A 16,469-nucleotide genomic window follows, 5' to 3' on the forward strand; every position below is an offset into this window, starting at 1 on the left:
GGTGGCCCCGGTCGCGTCCTCGGCCGGAGCCGGACCGCCCGACGCGACGCCGGCGGCCGGTGACGGCGCCCCATGCTTGGCGATCGGCTCCGCGTCGACCTGCGCCGGGTCCACCCCGACCGGCTGCTCGGCGGTCGCCGGCAGCACGGTGGTGGTGCCGGTACGGGTGGCGGCCACCTCGACCCGGGGTGCCTCCACGTCGCCGAAGAGGCGCGGCAGCGTCGCCGTGTGCGCCTCGCGCAGCTCGTCCAGGCCGATCCGGAACTGGCCGTGCACCTCCAGGACGCCACCGGTCGGGTCGGTCACGCCGATGAACTCCCACGGCACCCCGCGCTCGGCGCAGAGGGCGGTGAACGCCTTCTCGTGACCGCGCGGCACCGACACCAGCACCCGGCCGGCGGACTCGCTGAACAGGAACACGAACGGCATCGAGCCGTCGGCGAAGTGCTCCGGCAGCGCGATCCGGGCCCCGACGCCCCGACGCAGGCTCGACTCGACCAGGCTCTGGGCCAGGCCGCCGTCGGAGAGGTCGTGCGCGGAGCTGAGGTGCCCGACCCGGGCCGCCTCGGCCAGCAGCTCGGCGAGCTGCCGCTCGCGGGCCAGGTCGACCTGCGGCGGGATGCCGCCGAGGTGCTCGTGGGTCACCCAGGCCCACTCCGAGCCGGACAGCTCGACGTGCGTCTCGCCGAGCAGGAAGAGCTGGTCGTGGTCACCGGCCGGCCGCGGCACGAAGCCCATCGGCACCCGCTCGGCGACGTCGTCCAGCACGCCCAGCACGCCGACCACCGGGGTGGGGTGGATGGCCGCGGCGCCGGTCTGGTTGTAGAAGCTGACGTTGCCGCCGGTGACCGGAATGCCCAGCTCCAGGCAGCCGTCCGCCAGGCCGCGCACGGCCTCGGCGAACTGCCACATCACGCCCGGGTCCTCCGGCGAACCGAAGTTCAGGCAGTTGGTGACCGCGATCGGCTTCGCGCCGGTCACCGCCACGTTCCGGTACGCCTCGGCGAGTGCCAGCTTCGTCCCCTGGTACGGGTCGAGGCGCGCGTACCGGCCGTTGCCGTCGACGGAGAGGGCGACGCCGAGGCCGCTGCGCTCGTCGATCCGGATCACGCCCGAGTCCTCCGGCTGGGCGAGGACGGTGTTGCCCAGCACGTAGCGGTCGTACTGCTCGGTCACCCAGGTCTTGTCGGCCAGGTTGGGCGACGCGATCATGCGCAGCACGGTGTCCCGCAGCGCGTCCGGGGTGCTCGGGCGGGGCAGCGTCTCGGCGCGGTCCGCCTGGAGCAGGATCAGGTCGGCCGGCTCCCGCATCGGCCGGGCGTAGACCGGGCCGTCGTCGACCAGCGAGCCCGGCGGGACGTCGACCACGAGCTGGTCCCGCCAGGTGATGACCAGGCGGCCCGGCTGGCCGTCCGGCGACGGCGCGGTGACCTCGCCGATGGCGGTGGCCCAGACGCCCCACTTCTCGGCGGTCTTGAGCACCGCCTCCAGCTTCTCCGGCGTGACGACCAGCAGCATCCGCTCCTGGGACTCGCTGGCCAGGATCTCGTGCGGCTCCATCGAGGGCTCGCGCAGCGGGACCCGCTCCAGCCAGACCCGCATGCCGGTGCCGGCGGAGGCGGCGGTCTCGGTCAGGGCGCAGGTCAGGCCGGCGCCGCCGAGGTCCTGGATGCCGACGACCAGCTCGGCGTCGTACAGCTCCAGGCACGCCTCGATGAGCAGCTTCTCCATGAACGGGTCGCCCACCTGCACGGACGGGCGGCGCTGCTCGCTGCCCTCGTCGAAGGTGGCGCTGGCCAGCACGGACACGCCGCCGATGCCGTCCCGGCCGGTCTTGGCGCCCATCAGCACCACGACGTTGCCGGGGCCGGTGGCGTCCTTCTTCTGCAGCCGGTCGACCGGCAGCACGCCCAGGCAGAGCGCGTTGACCAGCGGGTTGCCCTGGTAGCAGGGGTCGAAGACCACCTCGCCGCCGATGTTGGGCAGGCCGAGGCAGTTGCCGTAGCCGCCGACGCCGGCCACGACGCCGGGCAGCACGCGCGCGGTGTCCGGGTGGTCGGCCGCGCCGAAGCGCAGCGGGTCCATCACGGCCACCGGGCGGGCGCCCATGGCGAGGATGTCGCGGACGATGCCGCCGACACCTGTCGCCGCGCCCTGGTACGGCTCGACGAAGCTCGGGTGGTTGTGCGACTCGACCTTGAAGGTCACGGCCAGTTCGTCGGAGACCCGGACCACGCCGGCGTTCTCCCCGATGCCGGCCAGCAGCCGGTCGCTCGGCGGCGCCTTCTCACCGAACTGGCGCAGGTGCACCTTGCTCGACTTGTAGGAGCAGTGCTCGCTCCACATGATCGAGTACATGGCCAGCTCGGCCTGGGTGGGGCGCCGGCCGAGGATGTGCCGGATCCGGTCGTACTCGTCGTCGCGCAGGCCCAGCTCGGCGTACGGCTGGAGCTCCTCCGGCGTGCCGGTGGCGCGGGGCACGGTGTCCACGCCGGGCGCCCAGTCGTCGGTCGGGCCGGCCTGGGGCACGACGCCCTGCGACTCGCGCAGGATCGGGTCCGGATGGGTGGTCATGACGTCTCCTCGTTGCGCTCGCCCGCGCTCACGCGGGCGCTCCCACCAGGTGCTTGAGCACCGAGGTGAAGAAGCCGAGACCGTCCAGCGAGGGGCCGGTGAGCGCCTCCACCGCGTGCTCGGGGTGCGGCATGATGCCGACCACGTTGCCGGCCTCGTTGGTGACCGCGGCGATGTCCCGCTGCGATCCGTTGGGGTTGCCGCCGACGTACCGGGCCACGACGCGGCCCTCGGCCTCCAGCCGGTCCAGCGTCGCCGGGTCCGCGACGTAGCAGCCCTCGCCGTTCTTGACCGGGATGAGGATCTCCTGCCCCGGCTGGAACGCGTTGGTCCAGGCGGTGCCGGCGGCCTCGATCCGGAGGACCTGGTCCCGGTTGCGGAAGTGCAGGTGCTGGTTGCGGGTGAGCGCGCCGGGCAGCAGGTGCGCCTCGCAGAGGATCTGGAAGCCGTTGCAGATGCCGAGCACCGGCAGGCCACCGCGGGCGGCCTCGACGACCGTCTCCATCACCGGGGCGAACCGGGCGATGGCCCCGCAGCGCAGGTAGTCGCCGTAGGAGAAGCCGCCGGGCAGGACGACGGCGTCCACCCCGTGCAGGTCCGGGTCGCCGTGCCAGAGCCGGACCGGCTCGGCACCGGTGATCCGGACGGCCCGGGCCGCGTCCCCGTCGTCGAGCGAGCCGGGGAACGTCACCACACCGACCCGGGCGGTCACGAGTGCGCGCCCGCGGTCTCGTCGGCGTCGACCACGTGGACCGTGAAGTCCTCGATGACCGGGTTGGCGAGCAGCTTGTCGGCGATCTCGCGGGCCCGGTCCAGGTCCGGTTCGCCGGTGAACTCGATCTCGATCCGCCTGCCGATCCGGACGGAGGCGACGTCACTGACGCCGAGCCGGGGCAGCGCGTTTGCGACGGCCTGGCCCTGCGGATCGAGGATCTCGGGCTTGAGCATGACGTCGACGACGACGCGAGGCACTGGGCACTCCTGACTGTGTACGCAGTTGGGTGCCGGCCCACAAACGGGCGAGCGCAGCCAGCCTACCTGGCAGATATCGCCCCGCCCGCACCGGCCGGGGACAGTTCGGGCGGTGATCGGCGGGACCGACCGCGCCGGCCGGAGACCGTTGCGCGTTCGTTGCGGCGTCGATACGGATTTGTTGCCCAACCTCAAGGTCAACAGGTACTCGGAACGCCTTTCACCAGGCATTTTGCCCTCGCCAGCGGGGTGGTGGGACCGGTTTCCGACACCCGACCCGACACGCCGCCGAGAGGATCACATTCATCGGTGCATCTCGATTCAACTCTTGTGACAGGGCGCGGCACACCCGTAGCATGCATCGTCAGACGTCGATGTCATTGATCGACGCCCCTCGCCGGACCACCCGTCCGGCGGGCCTCCCACCGGCCCGGCAACCCCGGGCGTCCGCGCCGAAGGAGCCCCGACATGCGCCTCCGTCCCCTGCTCGCCGTGCTGACCACCGCGCTGGCCGGCGTCCTGGCCACCGCGTCCGGCGCCACCGCCGCGCCGGCCGGACCCCAGCCGATCATCGGCGGCGGCACCGTGTCGTCCGCGCCCTGGGCCGCGGCCGTCTTCAGCAACGGCTCGTTCACCTGCTCCGGCAGCGTGATCGCGTCCCAGTGGGTGCTCACCGCCCGGCACTGCGTCAGCGGCACCATGTCGGTCCGGGTCGGCAGCGTCTACTACGCCTCCGGCGGCGTCACCCGCACCGTGAGCGCCTCCTACACCCGCTACGACCTGGCCCTGCTGCGTCTGTCCAGCGCGGTCAGCACCTCCACCGTGACGCTGGCCAGCAGCAACCCGCCGGTCGGCTCCACCAACTCGATCTACGGCTGGGGTATGACCTGCTACAGCGGCTGCGGCGCGTCGCCCCAGCTCAAGACCGCGAGCGTCCAGGTGACCAGCACCAACGTCACCGACGCGTACGGGGGGCAGGCGATCCGGAGCACCCGGATCAACGGCAACGCCTGGCGGGGCGACTCGGGCGGTCCGCAGTTCTACAACGGCCGGCAGGTCGGTGTGGCCTCCACCGCCGACGGCTCCAGCATCCAGAACTACGGCAGTGTCGCGTACAACCGGTCCTGGATCACCTCGGTGGCCGGTGTCTGACGGATGACGCCGTTGCGGCGCGGATGGCACGGGCGCCGCCCGTCCGTCCGCGCCGCGCCGTTTTGCAGCATCCGATCAGGTGAACACCTGTCGCGAACCACCCGGCCGGTGCCTGACAGCATCGGAAACGTGCTGGTCGTGACGACGGATCAACTGCCCGGCTACGAGATCCGCCAGATCCTCGGCGAGGTGGTCTCCTCCATGGCGAGGACCCGCAACCCGTACCGCGAGGGGGTCAAGAACCTGCGCGGTGGCGCCTACGACCCCATGGCGCCGGACAACCTCACCCGCTGGCGTACCGACTCGGTGGCCCGGCTGGGCGAGGAGGCCCAGCGGCTCGGCGCGAACGCGGTGATCGGGATGCGCTTCGACAGCCGCGACTGCGGCGAGATGTGGATGGAGATCTGCGCCTACGGCACCGCGGTGATCGTCGCGCCCAAGATGCCCGACGTCATGCCGCCGGACCAGCCGATGATCGCGGCCGAGACCGCCCACGACCCGGAGATCGCCTCCGCTCCCGGCGGCATCGCCGAACCCGCGAGCGCCCCCAACCTGAGTTCCGCCGCCGAAACCCCCACCGGCCCCTGACGCCCGTGTTCGCCGCGTCGATCATGAGGTTGACGGCAGGAACGATCTCCCTGAGTGCCGCCAACTTCATGATCGCCGGGTAGAGGCGGCGTGGTCAGAGGATGGGGGGTGGGGAGTAGGTGGCGGCCTGGGGGTGGGTTTCGACGATCTTGGTGATCCTCGCGGTCACCCGGGTCACCTGGTCGGGGGCGGCGCCGACGAAGGCGTTGCGGTCGGCGACCAGGGCGTCGATCTCGGGCCGGGTCAGGCCGAGGCGGCCGTCGGCGGCCAGGCGGTCGAACAGGTCGTTCTCGGCCGCGCCCTTCTCCCGCATGGCCAGCGCCACGGCGACCGCGTGCTCCTTGATCACCTCGTGCGCCACCTCCCGGCCGACCCCCCGACGCACGGCCGCCACCAGGATCTTCGTGGTGGCCAGGAACGGCAGGAACCGCTCCAGCTCCCGGTTGATCACCGCCGGGTACGGGCCGAACTCGTCGAGCACGGTGAGGAACGTCTGGAACAGGCCGTCGGCGGCGAAGAACGCGTCGGGCAGCGCCACCCGGCGCACCACCGAGCAGGAGACGTCACCCTCGTTCCACTGGTCGCCGGCCAGCTCACCGACCATCGACAGGTAGCCCCGGATGATCACCGCGAAGCCGTTCACCCGCTCCGACGAGCGGGTGTTCATCTTGTGCGGCATCGCGCTGGACCCGACCTGGCCCGGCTTGAAGCCCTCGGTGACCAGCTCCTGGCCCACCATCAGCCGGATCGTGGTGGCCAGCGACGACGGCGCGGCGGCCACCTGGGCCAGCGCGGAGAGCACGTCGAAGTCCAGCGAGCGCGGGTAGACCTGACCGACGCTGTCCAGCACCCGGGCGAACCCGAGGTGCCCGGCCACCCGCTGCTCCAGCTCGGCCACCTTGCCGGCGTCGCCGTCGAAGAGGTCGAGCTGGTCGGCGGCGGTGCCCACCGGCCCCTTGATCCCGCGCAGCGGATAGCGGCCGATCAGGTCCTCCAGCCGCTCGTACGCGATGAGCAGCTCCTCCGCCGCCGACGCGAAGCGCTTGCCCAGCGTGGTGGCCTGCGCGGCGACGTTGTGCGACCGGCCGGTCATCACCAGGCCGGAGTATTCGGCCGCGTGCCGGGCCAGCCGGGCCAGGGTGGCGACCACCCGGTCGCGGATCAGCTCCAGCGAGGCGCGGACCTGGAGCTGCTCGACGTTCTCGGTCAGGTCACGGGAGGTCATCCCCTTGTGCACGTGCTCGTGCCCGGCGAGCGCGCTGAACTCCTCGATCCGGGCCTTCACGTCGTGCCGGGTGACCCGCTCCCGCGCGGCGATCGAGGCCAGGTCGACGTCGTCGACCACCCGCTCGTACGCCTCGACCACCCCGTCCGGCACCGGCACGCCGAGGTCACGCTGGGCCTTGAGCACCGCCAGCCAGAGCCGGCGCTCCATCCGGACCTTCTCCTCCGGGGACCAGAGGGCGACCAGCTCGGGTGAGGCATACCGGTTGGCGAGCACGTTCGGGATCGTCGTCACGTACCTCAGTCTTTCACGTGCCGACCCGGACCCCGGCGGCCCGACCCCGCCCGCACCAGACACGCGAGCGGGGTCGGGAACCGGACGCTCCTATGCCGCGTCAAGCGCTTGGGGTGGAGTTTCGAGGTGTCGGTAGAGCTCTCGGGCGACGTAGCGTTTGAGGCAGCGTTTGATCTCTCGGTCGGTTTTGCCATCGGTGCGGCGGCGCTCGGCGTAGGCGCGGGTGGGTTCGTCGTGTTGGAGGCGGGTCAGGACGACGGTGTGCAGTGCCCGGTTGAGTTGGCGGTCGCCTGAGCGGTTGAGTCGGTAGCGGACGGTCTTGCCGGACGACGCCGGGATCGGGGCGACGCCGGCGAGCATGGCGAACGCGGCGTCGTTGCGGCAGCGCCCGGGGTGCGACCAGGCCGCCAGCACGGTGGCGGCGACGATCGGTCCGACACCGGTGAGCTGGAGCAGGTCGGGTCGCCAGGAGCGGACGATCGCGCGGATCGCTTTCTCGTGCTCGGCGGCTTCGGCTTCGAGGAAGCGGACGCGGCGGGCGAGGTCGCATAACACGGCCAAGCTGGTGGACACCTCGACGTCGGTGCTGGTGGTGGGTCGTAGTCGCGTGGCGGTGGTGAGCATGGCCCTGGTGCTCTGGCCGCGGAAGCGGGCCCGTACCACCTCGGGTGAGGTGATCACCAAGGCGTGCAGCTGCCGCTGGGTGGTGGCGCTGGCTTCCACGGCTGCCCGGCGGGCGGTCAGCCGCGCCTGCAACGCGGCTCTTTCAGGGCCGGTCTTGGGCTGGGCCAGGCGGGCACGGGCCAGGGCATCGCGGGCAGCGCGTTCGGCGTCGATCGGATCGGACTTCGCCCCGCTGCGGCGGGCCGGGCGTGATGGCCGGTCCAGCTCGACGACCAACTCACCAGCGTCGGCCAGGTGCCGAGCCAGGCCGGCGCCGTAACCGCCGGAGCCTTCCAGGGCCCAGGCCCGCAGCCCCGAGTGGTGCTCGGCCAGGGCCACCAACTCGGCGTAGCCGTCCGGGTCGGTGTTCACCGTGGCCCTGGCCAGGACCCCACCGGTGCGGGTGTCGAGCACCGCGGCGGTGTGGGTGTCCTTGTGGGTGTCGACGCCGATGACGACCTCGACCAGATCTGCCAGCATGGACATGCGTTCTCTCCTCACCGTGGGGACGCGCAGGTCCGGTCCGGTGCGGAGATGGCAGGACTGTGATGAGACACGCCAGCCGCTAACTGGCGGTCAAGCTCCTGAACAGGCCAAACGTCTCCCGCCGGGCCGGCGCCAGCAGCAGCGGGTGGACAAGTCCCGTCAAAGGCACGAAACCAGTCAGTGCAAGAGTCACACCCACCGCTGCCAGCCATCAGCTCACCACTGCTGAACCGACCACACCATGCTCACAGTCAGTCCAGTCGGATCGCCGGGTCCAATGCGACCCCGGTCATCTCCTCGACCGTCATCAGGTGGTCACCGGTGGACGAGTGTGTCTCCACGGTCACTCGGGTGCCGTCAGTCCGTCTCACCGTCACGTACCGGATGGCCTTCCGCTCGGACGGCGGCGCGGACAACCGCGCAAGCGCCTCCACGTCGTGGGCCACCACCTGCTCACCGTTTGGCCCGGCGAAAGCCCGGCAGTTGAGCATGTGAGGGGTGCACCCGTCCGGTCCGGCCGTCTGGCCGGGACGCAACCTACCCACGTTGACGGCCAGGTACGACCGGACGTCGCCGCGAGCCGCCACACCCACACCGAACCAACCGGTCATGGAGACCCATCGGAACGACTGCACCGACCACTGCGGCGTGCCGGTGACCGGGCCGCCCCAGGTGCGCCGGTCGGTGACCGGCTCCGCACCCCGCACCCACTGCAGTTCCGGCACCTCCCGGTCCAGCGCGGCCAGCATCGCGGCGCGGAGGCGCTGCGCGTGATCCACTGCCGTGGCGGAGGCCGCCGAAGAGGCAGGTGCCGGGTCCCCGGCCGAGCGCGGCCCGACCAGGATGCCGGCGCCGAGCGTCAGCGCCAGCACCCCGGTTGTCGCAGAGGCCGTGTACGTCCCGACCCGCCGGCGGCGCCGCCGACCCTCCCGCGCCACCAGGGCGTCGACGTCCACCGCCGATGGCGGCCCCGCGCCGATCGCCTCGTCGAATATCTGCCGGTACGTCATCTCTGCCTCCCGCTCTGCGTTGCCGGATCCTGCGAGACGAGCAGGCGGAGCGTCTCCAACGCACGGGCCGCCTGACTCTTCACGGTCCCGCTGCTGACGCCGAGCACCTGGGCGGTCTCCTCGACCGAAAGGTCGCAGTAGAACCGGAGCACCACCACGGCCCGTCGTCGCGGGGCGAGCCGCCCCAGCAGGTCGAGCAACACCTCCCGCTCACCGACGGTCGACTCACCGGCACTCACGTCCGCCCGGTCCGGCACGTCGTCGGTGCTGCGCTCCCGCCGCCACGGCCGCCGCCGCTCGTCCAGCCAGGCGTTGGTGAGCATTCCCCGGACATACGCGTCGAGGTTGTCCGCGTCGCGGGCCCGTCGCCAGTTGCGGTAGAGCTTGCTGAACGTGATCGAGACCAGGTCGTCCGCCGTGTGCCAGTCCCGGCAGAGCAGATACGCGGTCCGGCGTAGCGGCTCCAGCCGGGCGGACACGTACTCGCGGAACTCGTCGTCGCGTCCCGTCACGGAACAGCAACCGTCGCTCGCCTCATGCCCAGGGGACGGAACCCGGCCCCGGTCAGGTTGCCCGCCGCCCGAGCCGTCTCGCGAGGCGCCTCACGAACACGTCACGGCGCGGCGCGGCCGGTGAGGGCGCGGAAGAGGCCGGCGCACGCCTCCTCCTCGGTGGCGAAGCGCTGCCGGACGTCGTACGTCCCGCGCTCGTAGAGGCCGATCTCCCAGCCGTCGACCGCCGCGCGGCGGAGGAACCAGAAGTCGGGCGGGACCGGCACGTGCTCGTGCACACCCTCCAGCTCGAAGGCGTCCGGGGACAGCCCGGCCGCGAGCAGTGCCGCGCGTACCTGGTGCCGGTCCACGCCCGACCTCCCGTCGTCAGCGGCTCAGCAGGTGGCGGCGGACGCGGCCGAAGCGGCCGACGCGCACACCCCGGCGGTCAGATCCTCTTCGACCAGGAATCCGTTGTCGAGCAGCCACTGCACGTTCAGCGTGGCCCCGGCCTGCGGCAGGTACGCCGGGTTGAGCTGGAACTGCGTGCCCAGTCCGGGCTGCGCGAACCAGGAGGCGATCGGGCCGGAGTCGACGGTGAACGGCTTGACCACGCAGTAGACGTGGTAGTTGGCCAGCGGCGCGTTGGCCGGCGTGTTCAGGCTCTGCGGGGTGAGCGCGCGGGAGCTGAACGGCGTGCCGAGCGGGGCGAGGAACGCGCCACCGGAGAAGCCGAAGCGGTCGAGCCGGTAGCCGGCCAGCAGCGTCTGCGCCTGCTTGAGCGGGCGCCCGTCGGGGGCGATGACGAACCCGCTGGCCGGCGGGAAGACGTAGGTCGCGGGGGTCCCGGTGGTGTACTGCGCCAGGAACTCGCTCTCGGTCAGCGCGCCGAACCGCTCGTAGCCGGCGAGCAGCGGCCCGACCGGGGAGGCGGTGGGCAGCTCGGCCGGGCCGAGCATCGGGTTGCCGTCGTAGAACTCGGTGGTCGGCGGCGCGACGGGCGGCGTACCGGGGCGGCACAGGTTCTGCGAGGGCGGCGGGGGCTGCGGGTGCCGGCCGCGCCCTGCGTCGGACGCCTCGGCGCCCGGGTCCGCGGGAAGGGCGGCCGTCCGGGCGGCGAGAGTCGGTGCGGCGGCCGCCCCGACCGGCTGCGCCGCTCCGGGTACGAGGACGAACGCCACCCCGGAGACGAGGGCGAGCAACCAACGGCGTGTTTTCACCGGTAACCTCCAGTTATGGGATGAAGCAGTGGCTTCATCCTGAGAGGTTCTCGGCATTAACGTGAGCTTTTGTCCGTTTCGCTACCTGAACGGGCTATCGTCGCGGCACCACGACTGGCGCGCGGGAGAAGTTCACCGTCGGCGTATGAGCGCGCCGGGCGGGCGTCGCCCGTCTCAGCGCTCCAGGATCGCGGTCACGCCCTGCCCGCCGGCCGCACAGATGGAGATCAGGCCGCGCCCGCTCCCCTTGGCGTCGAGCAGCTTGGCCAGCGTGGCGACGATCCGGCCGCCGGTGGCGGCGAACGGGTGCCCGGCGGCCAGCGACGAGCCGTTGACGTTCAGCTTGTCCCGGTCGATCGCCCCGAGCGGGGCGTCCAGGCCGAGGCGCTCCTTGCAGAACTCCGGCGACTCCCAGGCCGCCAACGTGGCCAGCACCTGGGAGGCGAACGCCTCGTGGATCTCGTAGAAGTCGAAGTCCTGGAGCGTCAGCCCGGCCCGGGACAGCATCCGGGGCACCGCGTAGGCGGGGGCCATCAGCAGCCCCTCGTCACCGTGCACGAAGTCGACGGCCGCCGTCTCGGACCAGGAGAACCAGGCCAGCACCGGCAGGTTGTGCTCGCGCGCCCACTCCTCGGAGGCGAGCAGCACGGTCGACGCGCCGTCGGTGAGCGGGGACGAGTTGCCGGCGGTCATGGTGGCGCGCTCGGCGTCCGGGCCCGTGGCGCCGAAGACCGGCTTGAGCGAGCCGAGCTTCTCCGCGCTGGTGTCCGGGCGGAGGTTCTGGTCGCGGGTCAACCCCAGGTAGGGGGTCATCAGGTCGTCGAAGAACCCCTTGTCGTACGCGGCCGCGAGCCGCTGGTGCGACCGGAGCGCCAACTCGTCCTGGGCGGCCCGGTCGATGTTCCAGCGCAGCGCGGTGCGCGCGGCGTGCTCACCCATGGACAGACCGGTACGCGGCTCGGCGTTGCGCGGGATCTCCGGCTTGAACGGCTGGTGCGGGCGCAGCTTCGCCGCGATCTTGAGCCGCTCGCCGAGGGTCCGGGCCGAGTTGAGCTGGATCAGGGTGCGCCGCATGTCCTCGTTGACCGCCAGCGGCGCGTCCGAGGTGGTGTCCACGCCACCGGCGACGCCGGCGTCGATCTGCCCGAGGGCGATCTTGTTGGCGACCAGGATGGCGGCCTCCAGGCCGGTGCCGCAGGCCTGCTGGACGTCGTACGCCGGGGTGTGCGGGTCGAGTCGGGAGCCGAGCACCACCTCGCGGGTGAGGTTGAAGTCCCGGGAGTGCTTGAGCACCGCGCCGGCCACCACCTCGCCCAGCCGTTCGCCGGCCAGCCCGAACCGGGCGACCAGCCCGTCGAGCGCCGCGCCCAGCATGTCCGCGTTCGACGCGTGCGCGTAGCGCGAGTTGGACCGGGCGAAGGGGATGCGGTTGCCGCCGATCACCGCGACCCGCCGGACACTCTGCACGATCGGCCTCCTCGAAGCTGTTGCCCGAACCCTACTCGCCAGTAGGCTACGCCTATGACCGACAGGTACGCGAGCTTCGTCCAGACGGGGGCCGGTCGCGCGCTGGTCAAGCGCCTCGGGCTGCCCGACCCGCCCCGACTGCGCCGGCACACGCCGGGCGACCCGCTCGTTCCCGGGCCGGTCCTGCTCGGCTCCTCGACCGGCGGCCGGCTCGCCGAGTCGGCCGGCAAGATCCTGACGACCGCCGGGGTCGAGCTGTCCGATCCGGCCTCCACCACCGCCGACAGCCGCTTCGCCGCCCTGGTGTACGACGCCAGCGGCATCACCGACTCGGCCGAGCTGCGCCAGCTCTACGACTTCTTCCACCCGCGGGCCCGCTCGGTACTGCCCAGCGGCCGGGTGATCGTGCTGGGCACGCCGCCGGCCGAGTGCGCCTCGCCCCGGGAGGCGACCGCCCAGCGCGCCCTGGAGGGGCTGACCCGCAGCATCGGCAAGGAGTTCGGCCGGGGGGTCACCGCCCAGCTCGTGTACGTCACCCGGGACAGTGACGCCGGCACTCCGGTGAGCCTGGAGTCCACGCTGCGGTTCCTGCTCTCCGGCCGCTCCGCGTACGTCTCGGGCCAGGTCGTCCGGGTCGGCGCCGGCACCGCCGTCGCGCCGGCCGACTGGGACCGCCCGCTGGACGGCCAGGTGGTGCTGGTGACCGGCGCGGCCCGGGGCATCGGCGCGGCGCTGGCGAAGGTGCTGGCCCGCGACGGCGCGCAGGTGGTGGCGCTGGACATTCCGGCCGCCGGCGACGAGCTGGCCGCGGTGGCCAACGGGATCGGCGGCAGCGCGGTGCAGCTCGACCTGACCGCGGCGGACGCGCCGGCCCGGCTGGCCGAGCACCTGGCGTCCCGACACGGCCGGGTCGACGTGGTGGTGCACAACGCCGGCATCACCCGGGACAAGACGCTCGGCCGGATGGACGCCGACCGCTGGGACTCGGTGATCGACGTGAACCTGTCCAGCCAGGAGCGCATCAACGACGTACTGCTGGAGCGCGACCTGATCCCGGCCGGCGGGCGGATCGTCTCGGTCTCCTCGATCGCCGGGATCGCCGGCAACCGGGGACAGACCAACTACGCGACCAGCAAGGCCGGCGTGATCGGCCTGGTCGACTCGCTCTCCCCGGTGCTGCGCGAGCGTGGGATCAGCCTGAACGCGGTCGCGCCCGGGTTCATCGAGACCCGGCTGACCGCGCGCATCCCGCTGATGCTGCGCGAGGCGGGACGGCGGATGAACAGCCTGGCCCAGGGCGGCCTGCCGGTGGACGTGGCCGAGACGATCGGGTGGCTCTCCTGGCCGGCGAGCGGCGCGGTCAGCGGCAACGTGGTCCGGGTCTGCGGCCAGAGCCTGCTGGGGGCGTGATGGCGACCAGCGACCGGGAGCCGGACGACCTGACCCTGCACGACCTGATCGAGGGCCCCACCCAGGACCTCACCTCGGCCCGGGCGGCCCTGGCCGCCCGCGCCACCCCCCAGGTCGAGGCCACCCAGGATCTCTCCGCGCTCGCCCCGCCCCGATCCGTCGATCATGAGGTTGACGGCACTTCCGGAGATCCACGACGCCGCCAACGTCATGATCGACCGGGTGAGGGGCCGGGTGGGCGGCGGCGGGTGGACCTGGCGCGGCTGCCGGCGGCGGGAGGGCTCTACCGGCGGGCGCTGCTGGGGGCGCTGCCCGGGATGGGCGGGCGGCGGGGGCGGGAGCTGCCCGCCGTGGAGCTGGGCGTGGCCGGGGTGACGGTGGACCGGGCGCACCTGGCCGACTACGACCGGGTCTGCGGGTTCCGGCTGGCCGACCGGCTGCCGGCGACGTACCTGCACGTGCTCGGGTTCCCGCTGTCGCTGCGACTGATGACCGCCGCCGACTTCCCGATCCCGCTCACCGGCGTGGTGCACGTGGCCAACCGGATCACCGTGCGCCGGCCGGTCCAGGTGGGCGAGAGCGTCGACTTCCGCACGTACGCGGAGAACCTGCGTCCGCACGAGCGCGGCCGGCAGCTCGACGTGGTGCTCGTCGGCTCGGTCGGCGGCGAGGAGGTCTGGCGGGGCGTGTCGACGTACCTCGGGAAGGAGCGCGCGGCCGGCGGCGGCCCGCGGCGCGACCGGGGCGACCGACAGCCGGCGCCGGCCTTCTCCGCGCAGTGGCGGGTGACGCCCCGGGTCGGTACGGACTACGCGCGCGTCTCCGGCGACCACAACCCGATCCACACCTCGAAGCTGGGCGCGCGGCTGTTCGGGTTCCCGGGTCCGATCGCGCACGGCATGTGGAGCAAGGCCCGCTGCCTGGCCGCGTTGGAGAGTCGGCTGCCCGAGGCGTACACCGTGGACGTGGCGTTCAAGCTGCCGGTGCCGCTGCCGTCCACCGTGGCGTTCAGCGCCACCACCGGCGGCGAGGGCTGGGACTTCGGGCTGCACGGTGCGCGGGACGGACGGCCGCACCTGATCGGCACCGTCCGCTGAGGAGAGAGGGGGCTTGTCGGCCCCCTCTCTTGTGCGCTAAGTTGTTCTCAGATCGAGTTGTTCTCAGATTGAGAGAGTTGGTGCCGTGAACGAGCAGGACTTCCTCGCCGGCTACGACCCCCGGGACTACCCGGCGGTCGCGGTCACGGTCGACGTGGTCGCGCTGACCATCCGCGAGGGTGCGCTGCACCTGCTGCTGATCCGTCGCGGCGCACCGCCGTACGAGGGGCACTGGGCGCTGCCCGGCGGCTTCGTCCACCCGGACGAGGACCTGACCACCGGCGCCCGGCGCGAGCTGGCCGAGGAGACCGGGCTCGGCGGCGACCGGCTGCGCCGGGTGCACCTGGAACAGCTCGGCAGCTACGGCGACCCCGAGCGTGATCCGCGCATGCGGGTGGTGTCGGTCGCCCACCTGGCGTTCGCCCCCGACCTGCCCGACCCGGTGGCCGACACCGACGCCGACGAGGCGATCTGGCTGCCGGTCACCGCGCTGACCAGCCGGCAGCTCGCCTTCGACCACGGCCGGATCATCGACGACGCGCTGGAGCGGGCCCGGTCCAAGCTGGAGTACACGCCACTGGCGACCCGGTTCCTCGCCCCCGAGTTCACCGTCACCGAGCTGCGCGCGGTCTACGAGACGGTCTGGGGTCACCCGCTGCACGCCGGCAACTTCCACCGCAAGGTGCTCTCGGTGCCGGGCTTCGTGGAGAGCACCGGCGCCAGCACCGAGCGCGGCGGTGCGCGCGGCGGCCCCCGCGCCAAGCTCTACCGCGCCGGCGACGCCCGGCTGCTGCACCCGGCGCTGCTGCGCCCCGCCCGGGAGGAGACGGTGCGGTGAGGACCGAGGAGGCGATCCGGCTGGTCACCGCCGCGCGCACCGACACCGACCTGTTCGGCACGGACGAGCCGGCCCGCCGTTACCGCGAGCTGGTCGGCGCGCTGCACCCCGACCGGCTGGGCGCGGCCAACCCGCTGGTGCGCGCCGCCGCGGCCGAAGCGCTGGTCACCGTCACCACCCGGTGGCGCACCCCCGCCCCCGCGTACACCGGCGACGTCGCCACCCTGCACGAACGTAAGGAAGGGCCCCCTGTTAACGCCTCCGGTAGAGGAGGGGGCCCTTCTTATCACCTGGCCAAGGTGTCCCGGCACCCCGGCGACAACGACCTGATGGCCCGCGAGGCGCGCGCGTTGCGCCGGATCGCCGAGCGGGGCGACGCCCGATACCTCGCGTACGTGCCCCGGCTGGTCGACTCCCACCCGGCCCGTGACCCGTCGACGGGCGTGGAACGGCTGGTCAACGTGCTGGCCACCCCGCCCGGGCTGCACAGCCTGGACGACGTGCGCCGGGCGTACCCGGACGGGCTGGACCCGCGCGACGCGGCCTGGATGTGGCGGCGGCTGCTGGTCGCGCTCGGCCTGGCCCACCGGGCCGGCGTGGTGCACGGCGCGGTGCTGCCCCGGCACGTGCTGATCGAGCCGGACGCCCACGGCCTGGTGCTCGTCGACTGGTGCTTCTCCACCGAGCCGGGCGGCCTGGTGCCGGCGCTGGTGCCCGGCCACGAGGACTGGTATCCGCCGGAGGTCGCCGGGAAGCGGCCCTGCGGCCCGGGCACCGACATCGCGCTCGCCGCCCGCTGCATGACCTGGCTGATGGGCGACCGCGCACCGCGCGAGCTGCGCGCCTTCGCCGACGGCTGCCAGGGCGACGCGCTCGCCACCCGACCCGACGACGCGTGGCGGCTGCTGCGCGAACTGGACGAGGTGCTGCACCGGCTCTACGGGCCGCGCACCTTCCGACCCTTCACCCTCAACCCGTAGGG

At 72.8% G+C, this 16,469-nt stretch carries 16 protein-coding genes; 6 read left to right on the forward strand and 10 right to left on the reverse strand.

The window, feature by feature from the left end; translation table 11 throughout:
- From purL to purS, 3 genes are all read right to left on the reverse strand, one after another.
- Positions 1–2,574 (reverse strand): phosphoribosylformylglycinamidine synthase subunit PurL (gene purL / locus HUW36_RS04290; RefSeq protein ID WP_174526904.1); only part of this gene is annotated, 2,574 nt, incomplete at its 3' end.
- 28 nt (positions 2,575–2,602) lie between these two features.
- Positions 2,603–3,286, reverse strand: a complete 684-nt coding sequence (gene purQ / locus HUW36_RS04295) for a phosphoribosylformylglycinamidine synthase subunit PurQ (RefSeq protein ID WP_174526905.1) — start codon at positions 3,284–3,286, stop codon at positions 2,603–2,605.
- A complete protein-coding gene (gene purS, locus HUW36_RS04300; protein WP_174526906.1) occupies positions 3,283–3,546 on the reverse strand; it encodes a phosphoribosylformylglycinamidine synthase subunit PurS in 264 nt (87 codons plus the stop codon). Before purS ends, purQ begins: the two co-directional genes overlap by 4 nt.
- Before the next feature lie 468 nt (positions 3,547–4,014).
- Here purS and HUW36_RS04305 point away from each other — a divergent pair, with 468 nt between their 5' ends.
- Complete coding sequence (locus HUW36_RS04305; protein WP_174526907.1) at positions 4,015–4,698, forward strand: S1 family peptidase; 684 nt, start codon at positions 4,015–4,017, stop codon at positions 4,696–4,698.
- A 3-nt stretch (positions 4,699–4,701) separates the two neighbouring features.
- Entirely contained in the window at positions 4,702–5,286 is a 585-nt protein-coding gene (locus HUW36_RS04310) for a YbjQ family protein (RefSeq protein ID WP_174526908.1), read from the forward strand.
- Between the two features lie 94 nt (positions 5,287–5,380).
- Here HUW36_RS04310 and purB read toward each other — a convergent pair whose 3' ends face one another.
- From purB to HUW36_RS04345, 7 genes are all read right to left on the reverse strand, one after another.
- Entirely contained in the window at positions 5,381–6,805 is a 1,425-nt protein-coding gene (purB, locus tag HUW36_RS04315; RefSeq protein ID WP_174526909.1) for an adenylosuccinate lyase, read from the reverse strand.
- A 90-nt stretch (positions 6,806–6,895) separates the two neighbouring features.
- Positions 6,896–7,954, reverse strand: coding sequence for an IS110 family RNA-guided transposase (locus HUW36_RS04320; protein ID WP_174526910.1), 1,059 nt, complete (start codon positions 7,952–7,954; stop codon positions 6,896–6,898).
- A gap of 251 nt (positions 7,955–8,205) precedes the next feature.
- On the reverse strand, positions 8,206–8,964 hold the full coding sequence (locus HUW36_RS04325) for a hypothetical protein (protein WP_174526911.1): 759 nt from the start codon (positions 8,962–8,964) through the stop codon (positions 8,206–8,208).
- Positions 8,961–9,476, reverse strand: a complete 516-nt coding sequence (locus HUW36_RS04330) for a SigE family RNA polymerase sigma factor (RefSeq protein ID WP_174526912.1) — start codon at positions 9,474–9,476, stop codon at positions 8,961–8,963. Before HUW36_RS04330 ends, HUW36_RS04325 begins: the two co-directional genes overlap by 4 nt.
- A gap of 101 nt (positions 9,477–9,577) precedes the next feature.
- Entirely contained in the window at positions 9,578–9,826 is a 249-nt protein-coding gene (locus HUW36_RS04335; protein ID WP_174526913.1) for a hypothetical protein, read from the reverse strand.
- Positions 9,827–9,850: 24 nt separating this feature from the next.
- Positions 9,851–10,675 (reverse strand): TNT domain-containing protein, encoded by an 825-nt coding sequence (locus HUW36_RS04340; protein WP_174526914.1) that lies wholly within the window; start codon positions 10,673–10,675, stop codon positions 9,851–9,853.
- 174 nt (positions 10,676–10,849) lie between these two features.
- A complete protein-coding gene (locus tag HUW36_RS04345; protein WP_174526915.1) occupies positions 10,850–12,142 on the reverse strand; it encodes an acetyl-CoA C-acetyltransferase in 1,293 nt (430 codons plus the stop codon).
- Positions 12,143–12,196: 54 nt separating this feature from the next.
- Here HUW36_RS04345 and HUW36_RS04350 point away from each other — a divergent pair, with 54 nt between their 5' ends.
- The 4 genes from HUW36_RS04350 (at position 12,197) to HUW36_RS04365 (ending at position 16,467) form a co-directional block, all read left to right on the forward strand.
- Positions 12,197–13,552, forward strand: a complete 1,356-nt coding sequence (locus HUW36_RS04350) for a 3-oxoacyl-ACP reductase (protein ID WP_174526916.1) — start codon at positions 12,197–12,199, stop codon at positions 13,550–13,552.
- The gene (locus HUW36_RS04355) at positions 13,552–14,649 is read left to right on the forward strand and encodes a MaoC/PaaZ C-terminal domain-containing protein (RefSeq protein ID WP_246247874.1); all 1,098 of its coding nucleotides are present in this window, start codon (positions 13,552–13,554) and stop codon (positions 14,647–14,649) included. The genes HUW36_RS04350 and HUW36_RS04355 overlap by 1 nt, the downstream gene beginning before the upstream one ends.
- 85 nt (positions 14,650–14,734) lie before the next feature.
- Complete coding sequence (locus HUW36_RS04360) at positions 14,735–15,487, forward strand: NUDIX hydrolase (RefSeq protein ID WP_174526917.1); 753 nt, start codon at positions 14,735–14,737, stop codon at positions 15,485–15,487.
- A complete protein-coding gene (locus tag HUW36_RS04365; protein WP_174526918.1) occupies positions 15,484–16,467 on the forward strand; it encodes a protein kinase family protein in 984 nt (327 codons plus the stop codon). The genes HUW36_RS04360 and HUW36_RS04365 overlap by 4 nt, the downstream gene beginning before the upstream one ends.
- The last annotated feature ends 2 nt before the right edge of the window (positions 16,468–16,469 follow it).

This window comes from Micromonospora maritima (genome assembly GCF_902825405.1).
Classification (GTDB): domain Bacteria; phylum Actinomycetota; class Actinomycetes; order Mycobacteriales; family Micromonosporaceae; genus Micromonospora; species Micromonospora maritima.